Source organism: Picosynechococcus sp. PCC 8807, from assembly GCF_001693295.1.
GTDB lineage: Bacteria > Cyanobacteriota > Cyanobacteriia > Cyanobacteriales > MRBY01 > MRBY01.
In genome coordinates, this window is record NZ_CP016483.1 from 2,338,199 (window position 1) to 2,358,996 (window position 20,798).

Consider the following 20,798-nt stretch of genomic DNA (forward strand, 5'->3'; position numbering starts at 1 on the left):
TTTAAGAAATTTTTTCAGTGACAGCTTGAACCCATTGGGACAAATTTACGACGGGAATCCCCTGCTGTGTGGCGCTAGATCGCTCAGGGGCGGTGTTATAACCCCAGTCCGCGAGAAACAGTTGCAAGGTACTTAATTCAGGTTGCTGTTGGACTTTTTCTAAGGTTTTGAGGCGATCTTCAATAAATAAAAAAGTCTCTACCTCTGGAGAAAGCAATTGTTTTAAAGTAGTGGTTTTGGGCTGTTTTTGCTCTTTGCCAAAAATCTGGGACGCCGGGAAATCGACGTTTTGGTGCTGGAGTAACTGTCGCGTAAACCGGGCTTCCTTCGTCGTGATGATGTAAGGCGTTACGTCATTTTGCTGCAATAAATTTTGCAGTAAAGCCACCATTCCCGGATAAAAATAATGTCGCCCCAGCCATTGGTCTAATTGGGTTTGCAGTTGGCGATCGCGCACCTGATCAAGAGCTTCCATTAACTGGGTAGCACTGAGATTTTCCTGCTGTAGAGTTCGTTGAACAATATCCGACCATGCTTGCCAAAGTTGAACTGTGGGAATGCCCTGCTGCAGCGCCCGCAAAAGAATAATCATTTCCCAACCTGTTTCGATCAGAGGGCGTAGATCATTGAAACTCCCCTGCAAGGTTGCCGTTGGGGTTATGGGTTCGTCCGGCCAAATCTTTTGGTAGCCAAGCGAAGCGGAATGGAAATATTCAGGACGCCCGTCACAGATTACCCCGTCGAAGTCAAAGGCGATAATTGTTTTTGCTGCCATTAGTCAGGGATTTGGGCTTTCATGCGTTCGAGGGTCAGATTCATCTGGTCAAACATTTGTTGGGGGGTCATGCCAAACTGACCAAGCTGGGTTTTCATCTGCTCAACGGCCATTTGGGCCATAAAGTCATCGGAGAGTTCAAAGCGTTTCATGAAAATTTTGTAGCGATCCATGACGCTTTCCATCTGGTCGATGTACATTTTTTTGCCTTCTCGGTCGAACTTACCAAAGTCACCGCCGAGTTGGACTAAGTTTTGGTAGTCTTCAAATAAAGTTTTGGCTTCTTGCTGGACAATTTCTGAATCAAAAAATCCCATCATTACTCCTATGCACTGCTGCGGCTTGGATAAGTTGCTCTACCATAGGGGGTGAGTGTCTTCCTTAAATTTTAGTGGAGGCATTTCCCGTCGCAAAGTATGGTTTTCCACATCTAAATGCCATGAAACAGGCGATCGCCAAATTTTTGACCCAGCCCAAAGACCGAAAAGTTGCTGTCGGTCTCGCCCTCCTTGGTTCGGTAACGCCTCTCTCCGGCGTCCACAAATTTTATGTCGGGCAACCAGTCTGGGGCGTTGTGTATATTCTCCTCTGGTCAACGCCGATCCCCCAAATTGCCTGTGCCATCGAAGCGGTCTGGTACCTACTGCAAGATTTTGACTCGTTCCAAGCCCGGTTTGGTTTAACAAAAGCTCCAGCGTCTGACCAGGCGATCGCCGCTGTCCAACAAACTGCTGCCATTGCCGAAGCGCTCCGGGAACTCGAAAAACTCCGGGTGGAAGGTTTGATCACCGAATATGAATTTGAGCAAAAACGTCGCCAGCTACTGAGTTAAGCACTTGAATTAAGCACTGGTCTGATCTTGGGCGATCGCCTGTTGTTTAATCAATCGTTGCACCGCCATCAATGCTCGGTTCAGTTCTACATTTTGGCGTTGGGGATTTTCCAGATAAGCCCTTTGCTCCTGCTCGATCATCAACACATCCTGTTCCACAAGGCCGTCGAGTAACCCCTTTGCCGCATTGAAACAGAGATCCTTTACCCAACGGCGAAACGGCACAGGTAGCTTATGGAGTCGCCAAAAGGCATTGAGGGAAGTGAAATGCAATAGATAAGCACGGGTGCGGCTGCTGTGGGTCGGACAAAACAAGCACATAATCTTAAAATCATTCCCCAAAGTCGCGCTCCAGTTGGGGTAAACATAGCTCACATCCAACGGTTCCGGGTGCAGCTTGCGCAGGGCCGGAAAAAACAATTGGGAGATCGACCAAATCTTATCAATTTTGTAATAGCTCTGGGCTTCGTAGTGGGCATCTACCCGCTGCTCAGTCACCTGGATATCCTCTAACTTTGCCGAGGCCCACGCTTGGTAATTGTCGTGGAGGTGACCGTGGTACATATCCATCAAGTTTTCAATGAGATAGGAAAAATGTCCCTCACAGTCAATGGTTGTGACGCTGACGATGTAGTTTAAATGCTCCCATTCTGGAATCGGCAACGGTTGAATGGCTTCGTCGGTTAAACGTTCGGGATCCCCCGGAAAAACCCAAATAAAACCATCCTGTTCCCGCACGGGGAGGGTGCGAATCTTACAAGCAGGCCGTTTTTGATTTTCCGCGAGATAGGGCACATGGGCACAGGTTCCAGACGCATCAAACTGCCAGCCATGGTAGGCACATTCCAAGTTATCCCCAACCACTTGGCCAGAACTGAGTTTCACTTGGCGGTGGGGACAGCGGTCTTCGAGGGCTTGGACTTGACCGGCTTGATCCCGGTAGAGCACAAAATCTTCATTCCAGAGGGTAAAACCCAAGGGCTGATCCGTTAACTCGGCACTGCGAGCCGCCACATACCAATGGTTTTTGTTGATGCCACAGGCGCGCACATCAAGCTTTTGGGGGGTCACAGAATTCGAACTAGCAACGGCTTGGGGGTGGCGATTGTGCATGGGGAAGGGGAGTACCGGAGGATATTTTAATTCTAAAATTTAACTGATAAAAACGCGACGTAGGGTGTATGGGTATGTAAATTTCTTTGCCAAACTGAAGCAATACAGAGGGATTGCCACCTGTTATGACAAAACTAGCAGAGACGTTTTTCAGTGCTGCTTACATGGTCTCTTACATCATCTGGCTTATTTAATGACACGCCCTAGGTTATCTGAAGATCCTCTGTAATGCTCTTCTTCCCGACCAAGTCTACCGTGCCAAACACCTGAAAGACCTTATTGAAACGACTCCGATAGAGATTGATGGCTGCGATCCTACTGTGATATCGACGAACAAGTTATGTTGATTTGACCACTTATGCAAATCAATTTACATATCCACTTGGCTTAATCCCTACAATATTTTCTCAGACATCTTTTTATTAGGTAAGATGAGCTTGGAAAAATAAAAATCTGGCAAGTGTCTAGTACGCATGAACGATTTCTTGCTTGTGAAACACGCCTATTATATTTTTTCTCGTAATGATGAGGAACTTTATGTGAAGAGTAAGGAACAAGGTTTCACTTTAATAGAATTGCTGACTGTTCTCTCCATAGTTGGTATTTTATCGGTAATTGCGGTGCCCATAATCAGGTGGATTAATAATCCGCTACAAAATGCAACATATCAAGTTAGTGGTCTTTTGTCACAGGCACGGTCACGGGCGATCGCCGTATCCTCAGCATTAAGAATTCGTCCAGATCCCCAAGATCCCAAACGCCTACTACTTGTAGAAACATCTGACACCCGTAGCTGTGACACGAGTTCAACTGAGCTTGCAGCAAATGCAACAACGACTTCCCAGGAGTTAAAAGTTGTTTCTGTACAAGGATTTGCACCTGGTGACTACCTCACAATAGGCAGTGACGAAAACGAAAATATTGTTTTGACCACTGATAGTCGTCTTTCTACAATAACGCTCGGTAAGCCCCTTGGCACAGTTCAAAACAGTGGTGCAGAGATCGGCATTCTTAAAACCTGGAGAAATGACCGTACATTTTTTGATGAAGATCTAGAATTTTCCGATAACATCGCCATGAAAAGCAATCTTGGCGATGATTGGGAGCTTTGTTTTGATAGTCGTGGGATTGCCACTATTAGTGACAGCGATGGTGTGAGCAAAGAAGATTTAGAAATCACGCTAGCTAATGAAAAAAACAACAATGTCTGGAAAGTCATCGTCTTTCAAGGAGGCATGATTGATTCAGTCATAGTTCAAGCATCGGAAGGAAAAACTATTGAATCTTCCCCAGATCTTCCTTCGGATCCACCAGAAAATAACGAAGAAGAAACACCAATTGAAGTATCGACTGAAGAAAATAATGATACAGCATCAGAAGCAGAACTTGAAGTGGAGATCGATCAAGGGATCATGACTATTGATGTAGTAACTGATGGAGCGAATTCTCAAAATCAAGCATCATCATGTAAAGGACTTACTGGGCAGGAGCGGTCTCAATGTGAGTCTGGTGGAGCGAATTCTCAAAACCAAGCAGGAAACCAGGCCTCGTCATGTAATGCACTTACTGGGCAGCAGAAGGAAATATGTCTGGGGATCAATTGACATCGATAAATTTTAAAACAAAATTTAAATTAGTGATTCTTGGCTTTTTGGGGAATCTAAAACGCACCAGAACTTTTGCCATAATCATACTTTCTGCTTGGTTTATTTCTAAGCTGAAATCTTTTATAAAAGCAAAAAAGCATATACTGTTTTATTTAGTAAATCATGTGTTTTATTCAAAAATTTAGTTGGTGATTTTTAAATGTTTAACTATAATCCAGTAAAAATACATCAACAGCTCTTACTCAAGAAACACTGCAGTAAAGGTTTTTCTTTGATTGAAGCGATGGCTGCACTAGCTGTTTTTACCATTATCTTTGCGGTCTCTGCACCTCTGTTTTTCACGCAACAAAAAAGCAATATCGACAGCGAAGTTCGGACTGGTGCAGTCTCATTATCTCAACAAATACTCGACACAATTCGGGCAGACATCAGTATTCCTAAAAAAGTTGAAGATAAACCAGGCAGGAGTTTAGGTAAAGAATATAACTATAATTTATACATATGCACCAAAGAAATCGAAACTACAGATGATGGCTCCATTGACTGTAGTATAGAGAAAGATCCCAGTAATCCGATAAGATATATATTACTAGAAGTAGAATATAATGAAAACAAAGTTTATACAGTGGAAACCGTCTACACTGCCCTTCGATAAAAGCGCATTAAAACTCTATCTCAACCTACTTACTTTTCAGAAACGAAAGAGTAAAGATGGCTTTACCCTGGCTGAACTTTTAGTAGGATTGTCAATTGGTTTTTTGGTAGTTAGCTTAGCCCTTTTTGGTAGTCTGCTTAATCGCCAAGTTTTTGTTAATGATAAAGCTCGTTCAGACATTACACAGGCTTTGCGTCTTCCCTTGGATGCCATTGGTGGTGATGTTCGACAAGCCGGTGAGGGACTAACTACTAGTGATCCAAATTTTCCTGTTATTTTATTAGATACAAATCCGACTGAATTGGTAATTCGTCGCCAACTTTTACCTGCATCTATGCCTGTTTGCCAAGATATTAAGGCTGGTTCTCGTGATGATATCGTCATTCTTGATCAAAATGGCGATGAAACTCCTTTTCCTGGATGTGAAGTAGTTTTAGCCTCCGACATTAATAATGATGGTTGGCCAGATCGATGGGATAATATTCGTAATTATCGTCTAATTGAAGGCGGAAAAGTAAGAGCTTTTATATACAATGGCAATGGCAAAGGAGAATTTTTTGACTATCAAAATGAACTTCTTTTTGATGAAGATAATAATGAAGTTACAAATTCCGAAGATCTAGAGTACATTGTTTTAGGAAATGGAAGCGAAGGCACCTGGAAAAATGATTACAATGCAGACAGTAGTAGCCGCATTTATCTAATCGAAGAACGTCGCTATCAAATAGATGATGAAAATAATATTCTTCAGTTAGTCATTAATGACGATAATGAAAATATACTTAATCTTACCAACGACATTAGTCTGCTAGAAGTAAAGGCTGTAATTGTACAAGAAGATGAAACATACAACTGTTTAATCATTCCTCCAGTCAGTGATGATGACTGCTCTGAAGAACTTCCTAATGATTATTCTTGGTCACAGATTAGGTCAATAGAAATAACTTTACAGGTAGATCCTGAATCATCGGCGGCGAGAACCCTACAAAGAAGATGTGAAGACCCTAACAATTGTGAAGCGCTTCAATTATCGCGAAGTTTTGTTCCTCGTAATATTTTTAATTACTAATTTACATATATTTTAAGTCAATAATTTTCTGGAATAGCAAGCTATGAATACGCTTTTAAAATTGGTTTATTTTCTGAATTTTACAACTGTAAGTAAATCACTAAAAACAAAAAATCAGCAAGAAGATGGTTATGTTTTCTTTGTTGTTTTGGTGATCTGTTTATCAACCCTAGCCTTGCTGACTGCCTATGCAAGGATTACTCAAACCGAAAAATTCCGTTCCAATGCCTCTGCTGATACGAATAGTGCCTTTTATGCTGCTGAAGCCAGCCTCAATTTGAGAGTTGAGGGCATTCGTCAAACATTTACAGGTTACAACACACCGAGTGGCGCACCTCCAGAATCAGTTGAAGCCTGTTTAGATGACAATTCTAATAATGACGGTTCGGGAGACTTTGGATGTGAGATTGAAACATTTCGGCAAAGCTCGAGGGATCAATCACCTTTTGAGTCTGCTTCATATATCATCGCCAAAAATGGCGGAGAACCACGTCCAGGAATCGTACCAAGGGGTGAGCTATTCCAAAATCTCAGTATGTTGGAATATGCTTTTGCCATTCATTCAGTCGCAAAAGAAACAGCAGCGCCTAGTTCAGAACTCGGAGCAAGCCTGAAAATGGATATCACAAGCCGCTTAATTCCAATGTTTCAGTTTGCTGCTTTTTATGCAAATGACTTAGAAATCTTGCCAGGGCCAACAATGAACTTACAAGGGCCCGTACATACTAATGGCAGTTTATATCTAGGGGCAAATAACAACAATGGACTAAACTTACCTGAACAAGTAACCGTTGGTGGCAGCTTATTCAATCGACGTAAAAATAATAATGATACTTATCCTGACGGCAGAGTACGAATTAGAGATGCGGCTGGTAATTGGCTCAATCTCCTCCGCAACGGCACCGGCAGTACCAACCAAACTACTAGCGCAATGGATCCAGACCGTGTTCAAGCGGCTTGGGGAACGCAAGTACAAGTTGGTGTTGATCCTGTTATTATTCCTTCTCCTTCATTTCTTGATACTTCCGGCGCTTATTATCAGAAGGCAGACTTGAGGATTGAATATAAACCTGCAGCAACGAGTTCAAATAATTATTTGCAAAAAGTTCCGTTTGAAATTCAAGTTCGTGATAGCGCAGGGACGTATCGAGACCTTACAGAAGGACAATTACGAAGTTTGCGACAGCCAGTAATGCTGGGAAATGATTTAAAAAATGCGGACTATTGTTCGGCTCTTTCTAGCCCAAATATTTCATCCATTACCAGTAATAATGAAGAAAAAGGCAAAATCATTGAATCGTTACAAACGGCGATCGCCGCTCAAGTTGAACCAATTCAGTTTTCTAAACTTGACTCTAAAATAAATGATTTAGGCAATCTAAAAAATGCTTTTAAAACAACAGTAGAAACTCGTTTGGGGATAAGCCTTACTCAATCGCAGCAAAACACATTGTTCAACTTGACACCAAAGCAAGTTGCTGCCATTTCTTACAAAGATTCAAATAATATTGAACAAGGCCAACGCTGTTTCCTTCCGGCTCCAATTAGGGATATTGGTCGAGACAATTCCAGTCATAATTCTACTTACCGTTTCTATAACGACCGCGAAGGCCGTGATATGAGATTGTTACAGTTTGATTTTGAGAGTTTGGCAGCGTGGAATCGTGATGGTATTTATGTGGATTTCAACAATAATCAGGGCAATTTAGATCAATATGAAAAAGCAGATGAATTGCTATTTGAACGCGCAGATCCTGATAATAGTGCTCCTAATAAATCATTTCAAAAATTAGGCTTGGCCGCTCAAGATGAGAGTGAAGGCGGACTCGTTTTCCATGGAACAATTGACCAAGATGAGTACTCGAAAGCGAAAACCTCCGATAGCCCCTATGGTTTTATTTTGAGTGGTGGTGAACAATTAATGGCTTTGTCAAGTACCGCAAATAATCGTAATCCCACTGGTTTGACATTTGCCAGCGATCAAGCTGTTTATGTACAAGGCAACTACAATACTGTGAATAAACAGCCTGCCAGTGTATTAGCTGACTCTCTTAATGTCTTATCTGAAGCCTGTCGAAACCAAGATGGCCTGGTCAATAAGGTTTCTGGTAGGGGCTGTAACCCTGATATTAATAACCCTGGAGGTAATAAAGCAAATGCAGTGAACACCGAAATCAATAGCGCTTTCCTGGCGAATACAGATATTACCAACTCTGCGGCGACAAGTGGTTATAACGGCGGTTTAGAAAATTATCCACGCTTTTCTGAAAACTGGGGTGGTAGAACACTAAGATATCGTGGCTCTTTTGTAAGCTTGGGCACACCCAGGTATGTTTCTGGCACTTGGAGTAGTCAGCTATATGGTGCGCCTAACCGTGACTGGGAATACGATACGTCATTTAACGAATATGGTGCCTTGCCGCCTCTGTCACCACGTTTTATTCACGTTAAGCAGTCTGCATTTGAACGTTATCTTGACTAAACGGAACAATCAACCATTTGCCCAAGATCAAGTACAAAGCGGAATGGGAGGGAAAAACATATCTGGAGATTGACCGCTTTTTCCCAGTTCTAAGACCTGCCATGTGTGTCTAAACCGGGTAGAGAGTTTACCGTTGGATGTATGGGCCCTGGACTGGTGATGGGTGTGGTACCCGCCGTGATCGAGACGTTAATGTGGCAATCAATATCAAGAATGAAGGCTTGCGGATACTTCGACTGGACTCAGTACAAGTATTGTCGTTAGGAACCAGCGATACGGCCTATAGAGGGAATGGAGGGAATGTAAGACAACCCGTAAAACGTCTGTTTTGTTGGATGCGATTCCCGTTGAAACAGGAAGCCCGCGCTCTATTGCCCGGTAATGAGCGTCGGGTAGTTCACACAAAAATCCTGACAAAATTCATCTTTCCTCACAAATTTGCAATTCTTATTTTTCCCGCAAAAATTCCCCCAATGATTCCCCATGGTTTCCCCAATCTATTTCATTTTTTCCACAACTTTCCCCAGGTTTTCCACAGCTCAAAACGATTTTCTTGGGGCTTGGCATTGGTCTGGGGAATTCTCTTTTTGAACTCAAGATCCACACTGCAAGGGCGCATAAATGTAAAGAACCGTAAACAAAATACGCCTGAAACCCTTGATTTTTCGTGGATGACCAAAAGGCGATCGCCTTGGCGTAACATTTTGCAATATTGACAAACCCACCCCTCCATAGACAACAATAGGGCGACGACAGACGAAACCGAACAAAACGCCAAGACCCTTTTTTAGCAGTTCCGAAATCCGTTCCTTCGTCCCTCGCTAGTTTGATTTTTCCGTCCCGCAGATTCCGACAGAGCTAAAGTTAATGATGAACCCCACCGTGAGCATTTTGGCCGAAATTCCCGAAGCCCTACACCAATCCCTAACCGACTACCTAGAAACCCATCCCAATTGGGATCAAGACCGGGTTTTTGCGGCGGCATTGTCCCAGTTTCTGCTCCAAACCGGGGAAGGACAAACCCCACGGGAAGCAGAAAATTACCGTACCTGCGCCAGAGTATACTTAGAAACGCTCTTTGAGCAATCAAAGTCCTACTAAGTATTTTGTGAGGTTATGGGTCAAGACAAACCACTCGTCATTCCCCAGTTGATTGTGGGACTGGGAAATCCAGAACCAAAGTATGATCACACACGCCATAACATTGGTTTTGAATTTGTCGATCGCCTCGCCGCAGATTGGGGTGCGACCCTCCAGGATCATCGAAAATTTCAAGGGGTTTGGGCGGAGGTGCGCCGCAACGGCCAGAAACTCGGTTTGCTCAAACCCACCACCTATATGAATCGTTCTGGGCAGTCTTTACGGGCTGTGATTGATTGGTACAAAATTCCCCCGGAATCGGTGCTGGTGGTCTATGACGATATGGATCTCCCCCTAGGGCGACTGCGGTTGCGTCTGCAAGGATCAGCAGGGGGTCACAACGGGATCAAATCCATTATTTCCCACCTCGGCACCCAGAAATTTCCCCGCTTACGCATTGGCATCGGCAAAACCCAACTCAAAGGAGACCGACCCACCATTTCCCACGTGCTTGGGAAGTTTGCACCTGCAGAAAAGCCCGTTTTAAATGATGTCCTAGGGCTTGCGGAAGAAGCATTGGCCCTGAGTCTCCGGGAAGGGGTGGAGAAGGCCATGAGCCTCTATAATGCCCGCAGTGTTGAATCGAGTCAGTCATAAGGGTATTGCAGGAATTTTGAAAGGAAAGTTATCGCGGCTTAAGCCCTATTTGCGTTGGTTTATTGTTGGCCTGACGCTCTTTTTTTTGTTGGCAACCCTCCGGAATCATTGGCAAGAGGTGGCCCAAATTCGTCTGGATCGCCGGGGGTGGCTCTTGGTGGGGGCAAGTGTCTTAGTAACGACGTCATCCCATATATGGTCGGCATTGGTGTGGGGACGGATTCTCACGCTGTTCCGGGTGCCCCTTGGTTATGGGGAGGCGATCGCCTTATATCTGCGGACGAACATGGCGAAGTATTTGCCGGGGAATATTTGGCATTTCTATGGGCGAATGACCCGCATTGTGGCGGTGGGGAGTCCCTGGGGCGTAGCTAGTTTAGCAGTGCTATTGGAACCCCTTCTATTGGCAGCGGCGGCGGCGATCGCCATGGTCTTGGGGTTGGGGTTTAGCCTCGCGCAACTGGAGCAATTGCCGCTTTTAAAACTATTGGTGCCCCTGGGCTTGATTGGTGTCCTCGGTGGCATTCATCCATACTTTTTTAATCCTGTCATCCAAAAAGTTTCCCAAGGGAAAACCCAGGATCATGACCCGGTGCAGTTGAACATTTACCCTTGGCAACCCCTGCTGGGAGAACTGGTTTTCATTGGCTTACGGGGGACGGGATTTCTTTTAACTTGGTGGGCGATCGCCCCCTTGAGTGCCTCCCAGATTCCCCAACTGCTGGGGGTCTTTAGTGGGGCGTGGCTGGCCGGATTTATTATTCCTGGGGCACCGGGGGGATTGGGGGTATTTGAAGTGGTTGCCCTCGCCCTTTTAGAAACCGTGGGAAATACAAATGCCGGTGTTGGCAGCCTGTTAACCATCGTGGCCTTGATGCGGGGGGTCAGTATTCTGGCAGAAATTTTGCCCCTGGGAATTTGGGGTTGGCGATCACCCGTCCAAAAGTTGCCCCCAAAGCTTTGATATAGTGAGACTCCAAAGTCTGCGCAATATTTTTTGATTGTTATGGAACCTTTACCCTTGCCTTCCCACATCCACTACGAAACGATCCTGCAAATTTTGGAGCGCAAAGCCCAACGGGTCGCCGCCAAAGATCCCATGACCCAGACCCAAATCCAACAATTGATCCTCACCCTGCGCAAGGCTTTTTCTCAACAAAAGCAACTAGAGCGCAGTTGTGACCAGCTCCGTATCCCCTACGAGTACCATTGGTCCCTCAGCAATCAAACGCCAGACCACAGCCCAGAAGCATAGAATCTCAACGCTCCACCGTTTTTTGGGCAAGCTGGGTTGGCATTTTCCCGCTGGGCCTGGAGGACTCCCCTTTATAATGGATTTTGAACAAAAAATTCATAGCATAAACAGTTTTTTGATTTCGGTAGACCGAATTCGTTAGGCCAAAGTACCGGATCAGGAGCAAAGGTGGGTTAGGTTGCAAGTAGATTTAAATCAAGTTTTTCCGTTTCAGTTAGATCAATTTCAAAAACAGGCGATCGCCGCTCTCGATGCCGACAGATCCGTGGTGGTCTGTGCGCCGACTGGCTCCGGTAAAACTGTCATTGGCGAATATGCGATCCACCGGGCCCTCGCCATGGGACAACGGGTTTTTTATACCACTCCCCTGAAGGCGCTCTCTAACCAGAAATTCCGGGATTTTGGCGAAACCTTCGGCGAAAAACAAGTGGGTTTGATCACGGGCGACATCATCATCAATGCCCAGGCGACCATCGTCGTCATGACCACGGAAATTTTCCGGAATATGCTCTACGAAACCCCCATTGGTCAGGTGGGCACGTCCCTGGAAAATGTTTCAACGGTCGTCTTGGATGAATGCCACTACATTAGCGATCGCGGTCGCGGCACTGTCTGGGAAGAATCAATTATTTATTGCCCCTCAGAAATTCAGATTGTTGGCCTGTCGGCGACCATCGGCAACCCAGAGATTTTTACCGCCTGGATTAATAGAACTCGCCAAGCGGCCCATGAAGACCACCCCAACAGCAAAGAACACCGCTGCGAATTAGTCGATTCTGACCACCGCCCCGTACCTCTAGAGTTTCTTTACAGCAATAAAAAAGGCTTGTACCCGCTCCTGGATCAGGGAGGGAGCAAAATGAATTCGCGCTTGCGATCGCGTACCAATGCCCCCCAGGGTAAGCGCAAAAAACGCCAACGGGAAGATTGTCCTAGTTTATTTGCCATTGTGCGCCAACTCCGCCAGAAGGATCTCCTGCCCGCGATTTACATTATCTTTAGTCGGCGGGGCTGCGATCGTTCGGTGACCCAACTCAACGACATCACCCTCGTTTCCCCAGAAGAAGCCAAACTCTTGGAAGCGACCCTGCTGCACTTTTTCTTAGATAACCAAGGGAAGCTCCAGGAAAAGCTCCTCAATCAATGTGATGACACCCCAGAATTTAAAGCCCTGGTGCTGGATTTCATCGCCAAAAATCCCTTTTCTACCGAAAAGCTAGTGGACTATCTCCAGGAAAATCTCCCCCTACGCGAACAGCTTTGGCAATACCTCGCCCAGCAGTCAAAATTTGCCCGTCCCGAACAGGTAGAACCTCTACTGCGGGGCATCGCCGCTCACCATGCGGGGATTCTGCCAGCCTGGAAAGAACTGGTCGAAAAGCTGTTTGAAATGGGCCTCGTGAAATTGGTGTTTGCGACGGCGACTTTGGCCGCAGGGATCAATATGCCCGCCCGCACCACGGTAATTTCTGCCCTCTCAAAACGCACCGATGAAGGACACCGGATGCTGACACCTTCGGAATTTTTGCAGATGGCGGGTCGCGCGGGTCGTCGGGGCATGGATAAAGTGGGCTATGTGGTCACTGTGGAAACGCCCTTTGAAGGGGCAAAAGAAGCCTCCCGCCTTGCCCTCTCCAGTGCAGAACCGTTGCGCAGTTGGTTTACCCCTTCCTACGGTATGGTGTTGAACCTTTTACAAAAACATAGCCTGGAAGAATCTAAAGAACTCTTATCCCGGAGTTTTGCGGAATATCAGGTACAACAACAACTCAGCCCGGAACAGGAGGCGATCGCCGAACTGACTACGGAAATTGCCCGCCTCGACATTGACCTAGCGGCCTTTGATGAACGGCAGTTTGAACGCTACAGCAAACTCAAGGAACGGCTCAAGGAAGAAGAACGGCTATTGGGGATTCTCCGGGAGCAGGCGGAACTCGAAAACCGTAAACTGTTGGCCCCTTTGTTGGATCAGCTCCCCCTCGGCTCTATTTTGCACCTCAAAGGGAAAAACCTGCGGGTCAAAGAAGCGGTTCCCGCCGTCCTTGTAGAACAAACTGAGGAACAGCAATTTCTGTGTTTGGGCACCGATAAACGTTGGTACCTAATTAAAGAAACGGACGTGGTGGCCCTCAATGAAGGTCTTTTTCCCGCCGATCAACTGGCGCAAATTCCGTTACCCATTGATCAAAATCTTACCCTTGGGAAAAATGGCAAAATTGATCCTGAAGCTTTTCCCCTCGTGGCGGCGATCGCCGATTACCTTCTGCCCCTCACCGAAGCCCCTGAAGTAGAAGCCCAAAAACAACGCTTCGCCGCTGTTCAGGCCAAATTTGCCGCTTCTCCCCTGAGTCAGCAGGACAAACCTGGTAAACTCCTCAAACGTCACCAGCGGCGCAAAGACCTCCGCAAAGAATTAAATCGTCGTCAAACCCTCTACCGTCAACACGCCAACAAACGTTCCTATTACTGGCAAGATTTCCTGAACCTGATTGAAGTCTTGCAGGAATTTCGCGCCCTCGACGGCTATACGCCAACGGTTTTGGGGCGTACTGCGGCAACAATTCGTGGGGAAAACGAACTATGGTTGGCGCTGTGTCTGCTTTCTGGCCAATTAGATCACCTCGCACCGGAACATTTGGCTGCCGCTATCTGTGCGATCATCAGCGAACCGCCCCGGGGTGATAGTTGGACAGATTATTCTCAACCCAATGCCGTTTTAGAAGTGCTGGGCATCCGCAAAAAAGACCAAGGCCATAACCCCGTTAGCCTGTGGGAACTGCGTCGGCAACTGTACCAAGTGCAAAAACATTGCGGTGTGACCATGCCCGTTTGGCTTGAAAGTAAATTTATCGGCCTCGTGGAACAATGGGCCTTGGGGGTCGAGTGGACTGAACTTTGTGAAAATACCAGCCTTGATGAAGGGGACATTGTGCGGATGTTGCGGCGCACAGTCGATGTTCTCTGGCAAATCCCCCAAATCCCGGAGATTAAACCTGTTCTCATGCGCACTGCCAAAGAGGCGATCGCCAAAATGAAACGCTTCCCCGTTTAGGTTCACCCTTGCGGAAGCCAATCATCTGTGAGTAATTGCCCCAAAGAGGAAGGCAGGAATTTTCCCATTTCTACAAAATGTCTAAAGGGTTGTTATGGTTACGATTCGTCCGTTTCAAACTCAGGATATTCCGGCGATCGCCCAACTGTTTCACGACACTGTCCATACCGTCAATGCCCAGGACTATTCCCCGGCCCAACTGCGAGCCTGGGCACCCGATGACCTGTATTTCCGCGATTGGGAAACCCGTTGTCATGCTTGCTTTACTTACATTGCCGAAGAGGATAAACAAATCCTTGGGTTTGCGGAACTTTCGCCAGCGGGTCACATTGGCTGTTTCTATTGCCACAAAGATCACCAACGGCGGGGCATTGGTCGCCAACTCTATCAGGCACTCTTCGCCCAAGCAGACCAGTTACAACTCAGCACCCTAACCGTTGAAGCCAGTATTACCGCGAAACCTTTTTTTGTAGCCTTGGGGTTTCGGATTCTCCAAGAGCAACAGGTTCAACGCCACCAACAAACATTAACGAACTACCGGATGATCAAGCACCTCCGTTAAAATTTTCCACAAAAAAACCCCTAGGGGATAGGGGAAATGGTTTGGCGATCGCCATTGTTTCGCCACTTTTTAGAATTAGTCGAGGTAGCCGATCAAAGTCGCCATATCATCGGTTTCATTGGGGGCCACGGGGCGATTCCCCATAATGACGATGGTGTCGCTGACCTGGAGGTGGCTGGCCATAATCGGGCGATTCCCAGAAACAGTCATCGTACTAGAAATATCCATCGTGCCCGCAGTCACAGGGCGATCGCCACCGACGGAACGGTAGGTACTGGTCACTTTCAGGTGGCTGGGTTCAATGGGGCGATTATTGGGCAAACCTAATTTAGCAGGCTCTTTTACAGAGAGGGCAACCACCTCGTCTTTTTTCGCCGTACTGCGGGAGCGGGTGGAACTTTTCGTTGTGCTATCGTTCGCGGGGGTAGAAGTGGAATTTTCGGTGGTCATGGGATTTCTCCTTGAGGTATCTGAGCCAACACCTACTGAATCGAAATTTTAAGTAGGATTATGTTTTAAGAAGTTTGTCGTTACTTTAATTATCTCAAATGATGGGACAAAGATTCTTCGCTAATCTTAGACACATTTCGTCATAAATCCGCAACATTGTTTCTAAAGTATCTCATTAATTTAAGTTATGTCTAACGGGAGTAATGTTTTGTTTCGTCTCCATGCCCCTTTTGAACCCACCGGCGATCAACCGCAGGCGATCGCCCAACTGGTGCAATCCTTAGAATCCCAAGCGAAATATCAGACCCTTTTGGGGGCGACGGGTACGGGCAAAACCTTTACGATGGCGGCGGTGATCGCCCAGATGCAAAAGCCCACCCTCGTTTTGGCACACAATAAAACCCTCGCGGCACAGCTTTGTAACGAGTTGCGGCAATTTTTTCCCTACAATGCCGTGGAATATTTCATTAGTTATTACGACTACTACCAACCGGAGGCTTACATTCCCGTCACCGATACTTATATTGAAAAAACCGCTTCGATCAACGACGAAATTGATATGTTGCGCCACTCCGCCACGCGATCGCTGTTTGAACGCAAGGATGTGATTGTGGTGGCTTCCATTAGTTGCATTTACGGGTTAGGGATTCCGAGCGAATATTTAAAGGCAGCTATTTCTCTCAAAGTAGGGGAAGAATTGGATCAGCGGGCGGTACTGCGGCAACTAGTGACCGTGCAATATAACCGCAACGATACCGATTTAAGTCGCGGCAATTTTCGGGTGAAGGGCGACATTTTAGAAATTGTCCCTGCCTACGAAGATCGGGTGATTCGCGTCGAATTTTTCGGCGATGAAATTGATGCGATTCGCCTCCTTGATCCCGTCACGGGTGAAATTTTACAAAGCCTCGATCAGGTTAATATTTATCCCGCCCGCCACTTTGTTACGCCCCAAGAACAGTTGGCGATCGCCTGTGAACAAATCAAAGCCGAATTAGATAGTCAACTCACAGTTTTAGAAGCAGAGAATAAACTCCTCGAAGCCCAGCGTTTAAAGCAGCGAACGAGTTATGATCTCGAACTTTTACAGGAAGTTGGTTATTGTAATGGTGTCGAAAATTATTCCCGTTTCTTAGCCGGACGGGAAGCCGGATCGCCCCCCGAATGTTTAATTGATTATTTCCCTGAAGATTGGCTTTTAGTGGTTGATGAATCCCATGTCACTGTGCCGCAAATTCGGGGAATGTATAACGGTGATCAAGCCCGCAAAAAAGTCTTAATTGACCATGGCTTTCGGTTACCCAGTGCCGCCGATAATCGTCCTTTAAAGTCTGAAGAATTTTGGCAAAAAGTCAATCAATGTGTGTTTGTTTCTGCGACCCCCGGTAATTGGGAAATCGAGCAATCGGAAGCGCGGGTTATTGAGCAAGTCATTCGTCCCACAGGCGTTGTCGATCCAGAAATTGATGTGCGCCCCACCGACGGACAAGTGGATGATCTATTAGGGGAAATTCGTCAACGAGAAAAATTAAAAGAACGAGTTTTAATTACCACTTTAACGAAACGAATGGCGGAGGATTTAACGGATTATTTCAGTGACCAGGGAGTAGCCGTGCAATATCTCCATTCTGAGATTAAATCCATCGAACGAATTGAAATTTTGCAGGCGCTCCGCAAGGGAGAATTTGATGTTTTAATTGGGGTCAATTTACTCCGAGAAGGTTTAGATTTACCGGAGGTTTCCCTCGTCGCGATTATGGATGCCGATAAGGAAGGGTTCCTGCGGGCGGAACGGTCTTTAATCCAAACCATTGGTCGGGCGGCGCGCCATGTGCGGGGTCAGGCGATCCTCTACGCCGATAATCTCACCGATAGTATGGCAAAGGCGATCGCCGAAACAGAACGCCGTCGCGTTATCCAAATCGCCTACAACAAAAAACACAACATCACCCCCCAACCGATCAAAAAGCGGGACGAAAATGCAATTTTATCTTTTCTCGATATTTCCCGCCGCTTAAATACCCAGCAATTACAACAAGTTGTTGAACACATGGAGGAAGTCCCCCTCGAAAAAATTCCCGATGTGATTAAGCAGCTAGAAGAGCAAATGAAAGAAGCCGCCAAAAATCTCGAATTTGAACAGGCCGCTCTACTCCGCGATCAAATTAAAAAACTCCGCCATCAACTTTTAGGGAGTCACGATAACTAGCAAACAAAAAAGCTGGAGAGAATTTCTCCAGCCCTGAGGATGTAATGTTATGCAATCAAAAAATGGTTTACTCGTCTTCTTCTAGACCAAAGACGCGGGCGACAATTTTCTGAACCTTATAGCCAGAATCAATTGATTCAAGGGGATCTTTCCGCAGACGGTGTCGCAGACAAAGGGTAACCACCCGGCGAATATCATCCACGGTCACTTCGGTGCGGCCTTCATAGGCGGCGAGGGCTTTGGCGGCGCGGTTGGTGACGATATCACCCCGGAGACCATCCACATCCGCTTCGGAACAAACTTCGGAGATCTTCACCTTTAGTTCTCGATCAATGGTGACCTGGGGTAAAAGTTCCTGGGCGCGGACAAGGCGTTCCTGTTCTGCTTTTTGCTCGGCGTCGTATTGTTGCAGAAATTCTGTGGGATTTTGGTCAAAGGCCGAACGACGTTCGACAATTTCAACGCGCTGTTCGGGATTGCGTTCGGTGCGGATCTCAGCGTGCATCCCGAAACGGTCGAGAAGTTGGGGCCGCAGTTCTCCTTCTTCGGGGTTGCCGGAACCGACAAGGACAAAACTGGCAGGGTGACGAATGGAAATCCCTTCCCGTTCAACGGTATTCCAACCGCCAGCGGCGGAGTCGAGGAGAACGTCTACCAGGTGATCATCGAGGAGGTTAACTTCATCCACATAGAGGACACCTCGGTTGGCTTTTGCTAACAGGCCCGGTTCAAAGGCTTTTACCCCTTCGGAGAGGGCTTTTTCGATGTCGATGGTGCCACAAACCCGGTCTTCTGTTGCGCCGAGGGGCAGGTCAATCATCGGCACTTTTTTGCGGGCGACTTCGATTGGTTCGTTGTTTTCGAGTTTTTGCCGCACTTCATCGCCCATGAGTTCGGGGTTTTTGGGGTCGCTGTTAAAGGGATCGTTGGCAACCACTTCGATTTCGGGTAGGAGATCGGCTAAAGCACGGATGGTGGTGGATTTTCCGGTACCGCGATCGCCCATGATCATCACGCCGCCGATTTTGGGGTCGATGATGTTGAGTTTGAGGGCCAGTTTCATTTCATCTTGGCCGATTACCGCCGTAAAGGGGAACACCACACGACGTTTTACTTTTTCTTGGGGAGGAGCTTCAGCCGTTACTGTCATATCAATAGAAACTTTTGTAAGGGAACGTAATTTTTTATCTTAAAAATTCACAATTTATGATTGCTGATCACCCATCGTAACAGGTGCTGGGACGATAATGTAACCGGAGTGGCGATCGCCGAGGGTTTGGTTTTTCGCCTGGCCCCAGTACCACCAGTAGGCTCCCACATAGGCACAAACTAAGGCATCGATGCGGTCTTCGATTTCCTTGAGATCACTGCCTTTGGCCGTTGGGATCGGTTGAACGAGATCGTCCCAGCGGTGATTTAGGGTCAATTGCGGGGTAAGGATCGTCAATACTGCTTCAATTAGACTCACCAAACGTAATAATTCCTGGCGGCGATCGCCTAACTTTCCTTTTTTGTATTTGATGATTCGCTCTAGCTGAAATAGACGCACCATCGCCGGGTGGGGAAACACCTCAATCTGGTAACGGCCCGGTTTTCGAGCGTCAATTTCCGGGGCATGGCCAAAGCCTAAGGCTTCAAGATCCAAGCCCAATTGGGTGGTGCGGGGCGCAAAGGGACGGTTTAAATTCGCTGGATAACAACCCGCGTGGTATTTCCCAAAATATTTGTGGGTGAGGCGATCTGGCAGGCGCGTTCCCGTTTCGTTGGGGATAATCGTCGGCGCATCCACCGCAACGAGGCCCATTGTTTCTTTCGGGAGCAGTTGATCAACCCAAGTGACAATTTCGGCGGGATCAAGAAGCAGATCAAACTGGGCGATCGCCAATTGCTGATCTTGTATTTCTAAACAACACAAACCACTGGCACCGGACGTCCAACCAAAATCAACCCCCAGAAATTTCACTTAATTACCCACATCAAGACCTTCGGGGAGAATTGTCCCATCAAAAATCGCGTTGTGGAAATTTACTTGATCCACCGTTGCATCTAGCAGCACGGCCCGGGTTAGATTCGCACTGGTGAAATTTGACCAATAAAGCTTACTGCGGAAAAGTTGCGCCTCACTCAGATCCGCTCCGCGCATGGTTGTCCAGGCCATTTGCACCTTCCGGAGTACCGCCTGGCGCAGTTTAACGTTGGTAAAGTTGGCGCTATTAAGTTTCGCCTGGCTAAAATCTGCGTGGTCGGCGATCGCCCCGGTGGCATTGACCCCGTGCATAATCGCGTGGGAAAGGTTGGCTCCCTTTAAATTCGCGCCGATCAAAATCGTGCTGGTGAGGTTTGCATTGGCAAGGTTGGCCCCTTCTAGGTTGGCCTGGGTTAAGTTCGCTCGCCCAATGAATGCATCCGTTAAGGTCGCGTTGGTGAGATTGGCTTCCCGCAAAATCGCTTCGTTGAGGGTGGCACAACTGAGATCCGCTGAGACCAGTTGAGCATTAGTTAAATTGGCTGCCCGGAGTCCCCCGTAGGTGAGTTGGGCGGTGGTTAAATTCGCGTCGGTCAGGTCGCAGGAAATTAAATTTGCTTCACTGAGATTGGCTTGGAGACTGCTATTGGTAAGATCTGCCTCCCGAAAATTTGCCTGCTTAAGGGATGCCCCCGTGAACACAATCCGGGACAAATGGCTTTCCCGAAGATTGATCCCATCAAAGTTGCCGCCCCCCAAAAACGCCCCTTCAAGGTCTACTTCCCGGAAATCCCGTTCTCCGGCCGCATAGCGTTCTAATAATTCTCCCGCATCCATTCGTTTCAAAATGGTATTCCTCCTGAGACTGTGACTGGGCCAAGGCTGTGACCCAAGACATGGCGAATATGAACTTTATGAGTTTTATGAATCTTTAGTCTGCTTTATCGCATTGTAGAGTTAGTGGTCTGGGGATGGGCGATCGCCGCAATGAAACGATAATCGTCAGATGAAATTTTCCCCAATAAAAATCCCAC

General features: G+C 46.9%; 19 protein-coding genes and 2 pseudogenes. 14 read left to right on the forward strand and 7 right to left on the reverse strand.

Annotated features, from left to right (window positions below):
* Position 1 precedes the first annotated feature (1 nt).
* Positions 2–775 (reverse strand): HAD family hydrolase, encoded by a 774-nt coding sequence (locus AWQ24_RS11390; protein WP_065716867.1) that lies wholly within the window; start codon positions 773–775, stop codon positions 2–4.
* Positions 775–1,092, reverse strand: a complete 318-nt coding sequence (locus tag AWQ24_RS11395) for a DUF1825 family protein (protein WP_065717365.1) — start codon at positions 1,090–1,092, stop codon at positions 775–777. The genes AWQ24_RS11390 and AWQ24_RS11395 overlap by 1 nt, the downstream gene beginning before the upstream one ends.
* 122 nt (positions 1,093–1,214) lie before the next feature.
* Between AWQ24_RS11395 and AWQ24_RS11400 the strand changes: the two genes are divergently transcribed.
* Complete coding sequence (locus AWQ24_RS11400; protein WP_012307842.1) at positions 1,215–1,607, forward strand: SHOCT domain-containing protein; 393 nt, start codon at positions 1,215–1,217, stop codon at positions 1,605–1,607.
* Positions 1,608–1,616: 9 nt separating this feature from the next.
* Here the strand turns inward: AWQ24_RS11400 and AWQ24_RS11405 are convergent, their stop codons facing one another.
* Positions 1,617–2,720 carry an aromatic ring-hydroxylating dioxygenase subunit alpha gene (locus AWQ24_RS11405; protein WP_012307843.1) on the reverse strand — a complete coding sequence of 368 codons (1,104 nt, stop codon included), beginning with the start codon at positions 2,718–2,720 and terminating at the stop codon, positions 1,617–1,619.
* A 49-nt stretch (positions 2,721–2,769) separates the two neighbouring features.
* Here AWQ24_RS11405 and AWQ24_RS16755 point away from each other — a divergent pair.
* The 12 genes and pseudogenes from AWQ24_RS16755 to AWQ24_RS11470 form a co-directional block, all read left to right on the forward strand.
* A pseudogene (locus AWQ24_RS16755) lies at positions 2,770–2,914 on the forward strand (IS5/IS1182 family transposase); the annotation flags it as partial.
* Between the two features lie 279 nt (positions 2,915–3,193).
* A complete protein-coding gene (locus tag AWQ24_RS11410; RefSeq protein WP_065716868.1) occupies positions 3,194–4,324 on the forward strand; it encodes a prepilin-type N-terminal cleavage/methylation domain-containing protein in 1,131 nt (376 codons plus the stop codon).
* A gap of 202 nt (positions 4,325–4,526) precedes the next feature.
* On the forward strand, positions 4,527–4,982 hold the full coding sequence (locus AWQ24_RS11420; protein WP_065716870.1) for a prepilin-type N-terminal cleavage/methylation domain-containing protein: 456 nt from the start codon (positions 4,527–4,529) through the stop codon (positions 4,980–4,982).
* The gene (locus AWQ24_RS11425; RefSeq protein ID WP_065716871.1) at positions 4,933–6,051 is read left to right on the forward strand and encodes a PilW family protein; all 1,119 of its coding nucleotides are present in this window, start codon (positions 4,933–4,935) and stop codon (positions 6,049–6,051) included. The genes AWQ24_RS11420 and AWQ24_RS11425 overlap by 50 nt, the downstream gene beginning before the upstream one ends.
* A 43-nt stretch (positions 6,052–6,094) precedes the next feature.
* Positions 6,095–8,533 (forward strand): hypothetical protein, encoded by a 2,439-nt coding sequence (locus AWQ24_RS11430; RefSeq protein ID WP_065716872.1) that lies wholly within the window; start codon positions 6,095–6,097, stop codon positions 8,531–8,533.
* 26 nt (positions 8,534–8,559) lie between these two features.
* Positions 8,560–8,915: pseudogene (locus AWQ24_RS16730) on the forward strand (zinc ribbon domain-containing protein); the annotation flags it as partial.
* Between the two features lie 488 nt (positions 8,916–9,403).
* Entirely contained in the window at positions 9,404–9,634 is a 231-nt protein-coding gene (locus AWQ24_RS11440) for a DUF2811 domain-containing protein (protein WP_030007319.1), read from the forward strand.
* Positions 9,635–9,649: 15 nt separating this feature from the next.
* On the forward strand, positions 9,650–10,270 hold the full coding sequence (gene pth / locus AWQ24_RS11445) for an aminoacyl-tRNA hydrolase (protein WP_065716874.1): 621 nt from the start codon (positions 9,650–9,652) through the stop codon (positions 10,268–10,270).
* A complete protein-coding gene (locus AWQ24_RS11450) occupies positions 10,239–11,234 on the forward strand; it encodes a hypothetical protein (RefSeq protein ID WP_065716875.1) in 996 nt (331 codons plus the stop codon). The genes pth and AWQ24_RS11450 overlap by 32 nt, the downstream gene beginning before the upstream one ends.
* A 42-nt stretch (positions 11,235–11,276) precedes the next feature.
* Complete coding sequence (locus tag AWQ24_RS11455; protein ID WP_041443595.1) at positions 11,277–11,525, forward strand: DUF5340 domain-containing protein; 249 nt, start codon at positions 11,277–11,279, stop codon at positions 11,523–11,525.
* Between the two features lie 178 nt (positions 11,526–11,703).
* Positions 11,704–14,577: an RNA helicase gene (locus AWQ24_RS11465; RefSeq protein ID WP_065716876.1), complete on the forward strand. Its 2,874-nt coding sequence runs from the start codon at positions 11,704–11,706 to the stop codon at positions 14,575–14,577.
* Positions 14,578–14,671: 94 nt separating this feature from the next.
* On the forward strand, positions 14,672–15,139 hold the full coding sequence (locus AWQ24_RS11470) for a GNAT family N-acetyltransferase (protein WP_065716877.1): 468 nt from the start codon (positions 14,672–14,674) through the stop codon (positions 15,137–15,139).
* A 75-nt stretch (positions 15,140–15,214) separates the two neighbouring features.
* Here AWQ24_RS11470 and AWQ24_RS11475 read toward each other — a convergent pair whose 3' ends face one another.
* On the reverse strand, positions 15,215–15,589 hold the full coding sequence (locus AWQ24_RS11475) for a hypothetical protein (protein WP_065716878.1): 375 nt from the start codon (positions 15,587–15,589) through the stop codon (positions 15,215–15,217).
* Positions 15,590–15,776: 187 nt separating this feature from the next.
* Here AWQ24_RS11475 and uvrB point away from each other — a divergent pair, with 187 nt between their 5' ends.
* The gene (gene uvrB, locus AWQ24_RS11480) at positions 15,777–17,798 is read left to right on the forward strand and encodes an excinuclease ABC subunit UvrB (protein WP_065716879.1); all 2,022 of its coding nucleotides are present in this window, start codon (positions 15,777–15,779) and stop codon (positions 17,796–17,798) included.
* A gap of 67 nt (positions 17,799–17,865) precedes the next feature.
* Here uvrB and bchI read toward each other — a convergent pair whose 3' ends face one another.
* From bchI to AWQ24_RS11495, 3 genes are read right to left on the reverse strand one after another with little or no spacing between them, the layout of a single operon-like run.
* Positions 17,866–18,948: a magnesium chelatase ATPase subunit I gene (bchI, locus tag AWQ24_RS11485; RefSeq protein WP_012307853.1), complete on the reverse strand. Its 1,083-nt coding sequence runs from the start codon at positions 18,946–18,948 to the stop codon at positions 17,866–17,868.
* A gap of 54 nt (positions 18,949–19,002) precedes the next feature.
* On the reverse strand, positions 19,003–19,761 hold the full coding sequence (locus tag AWQ24_RS11490) for a DUF429 domain-containing protein (RefSeq protein WP_065716880.1): 759 nt from the start codon (positions 19,759–19,761) through the stop codon (positions 19,003–19,005).
* Positions 19,762–20,601 carry a pentapeptide repeat-containing protein gene (locus AWQ24_RS11495; protein ID WP_030007328.1) on the reverse strand — a complete coding sequence of 280 codons (840 nt, stop codon included), beginning with the start codon at positions 20,599–20,601 and terminating at the stop codon, positions 19,762–19,764. It lies immediately after the preceding gene.
* Positions 20,602–20,798: the final 197 nt, after the last annotated feature.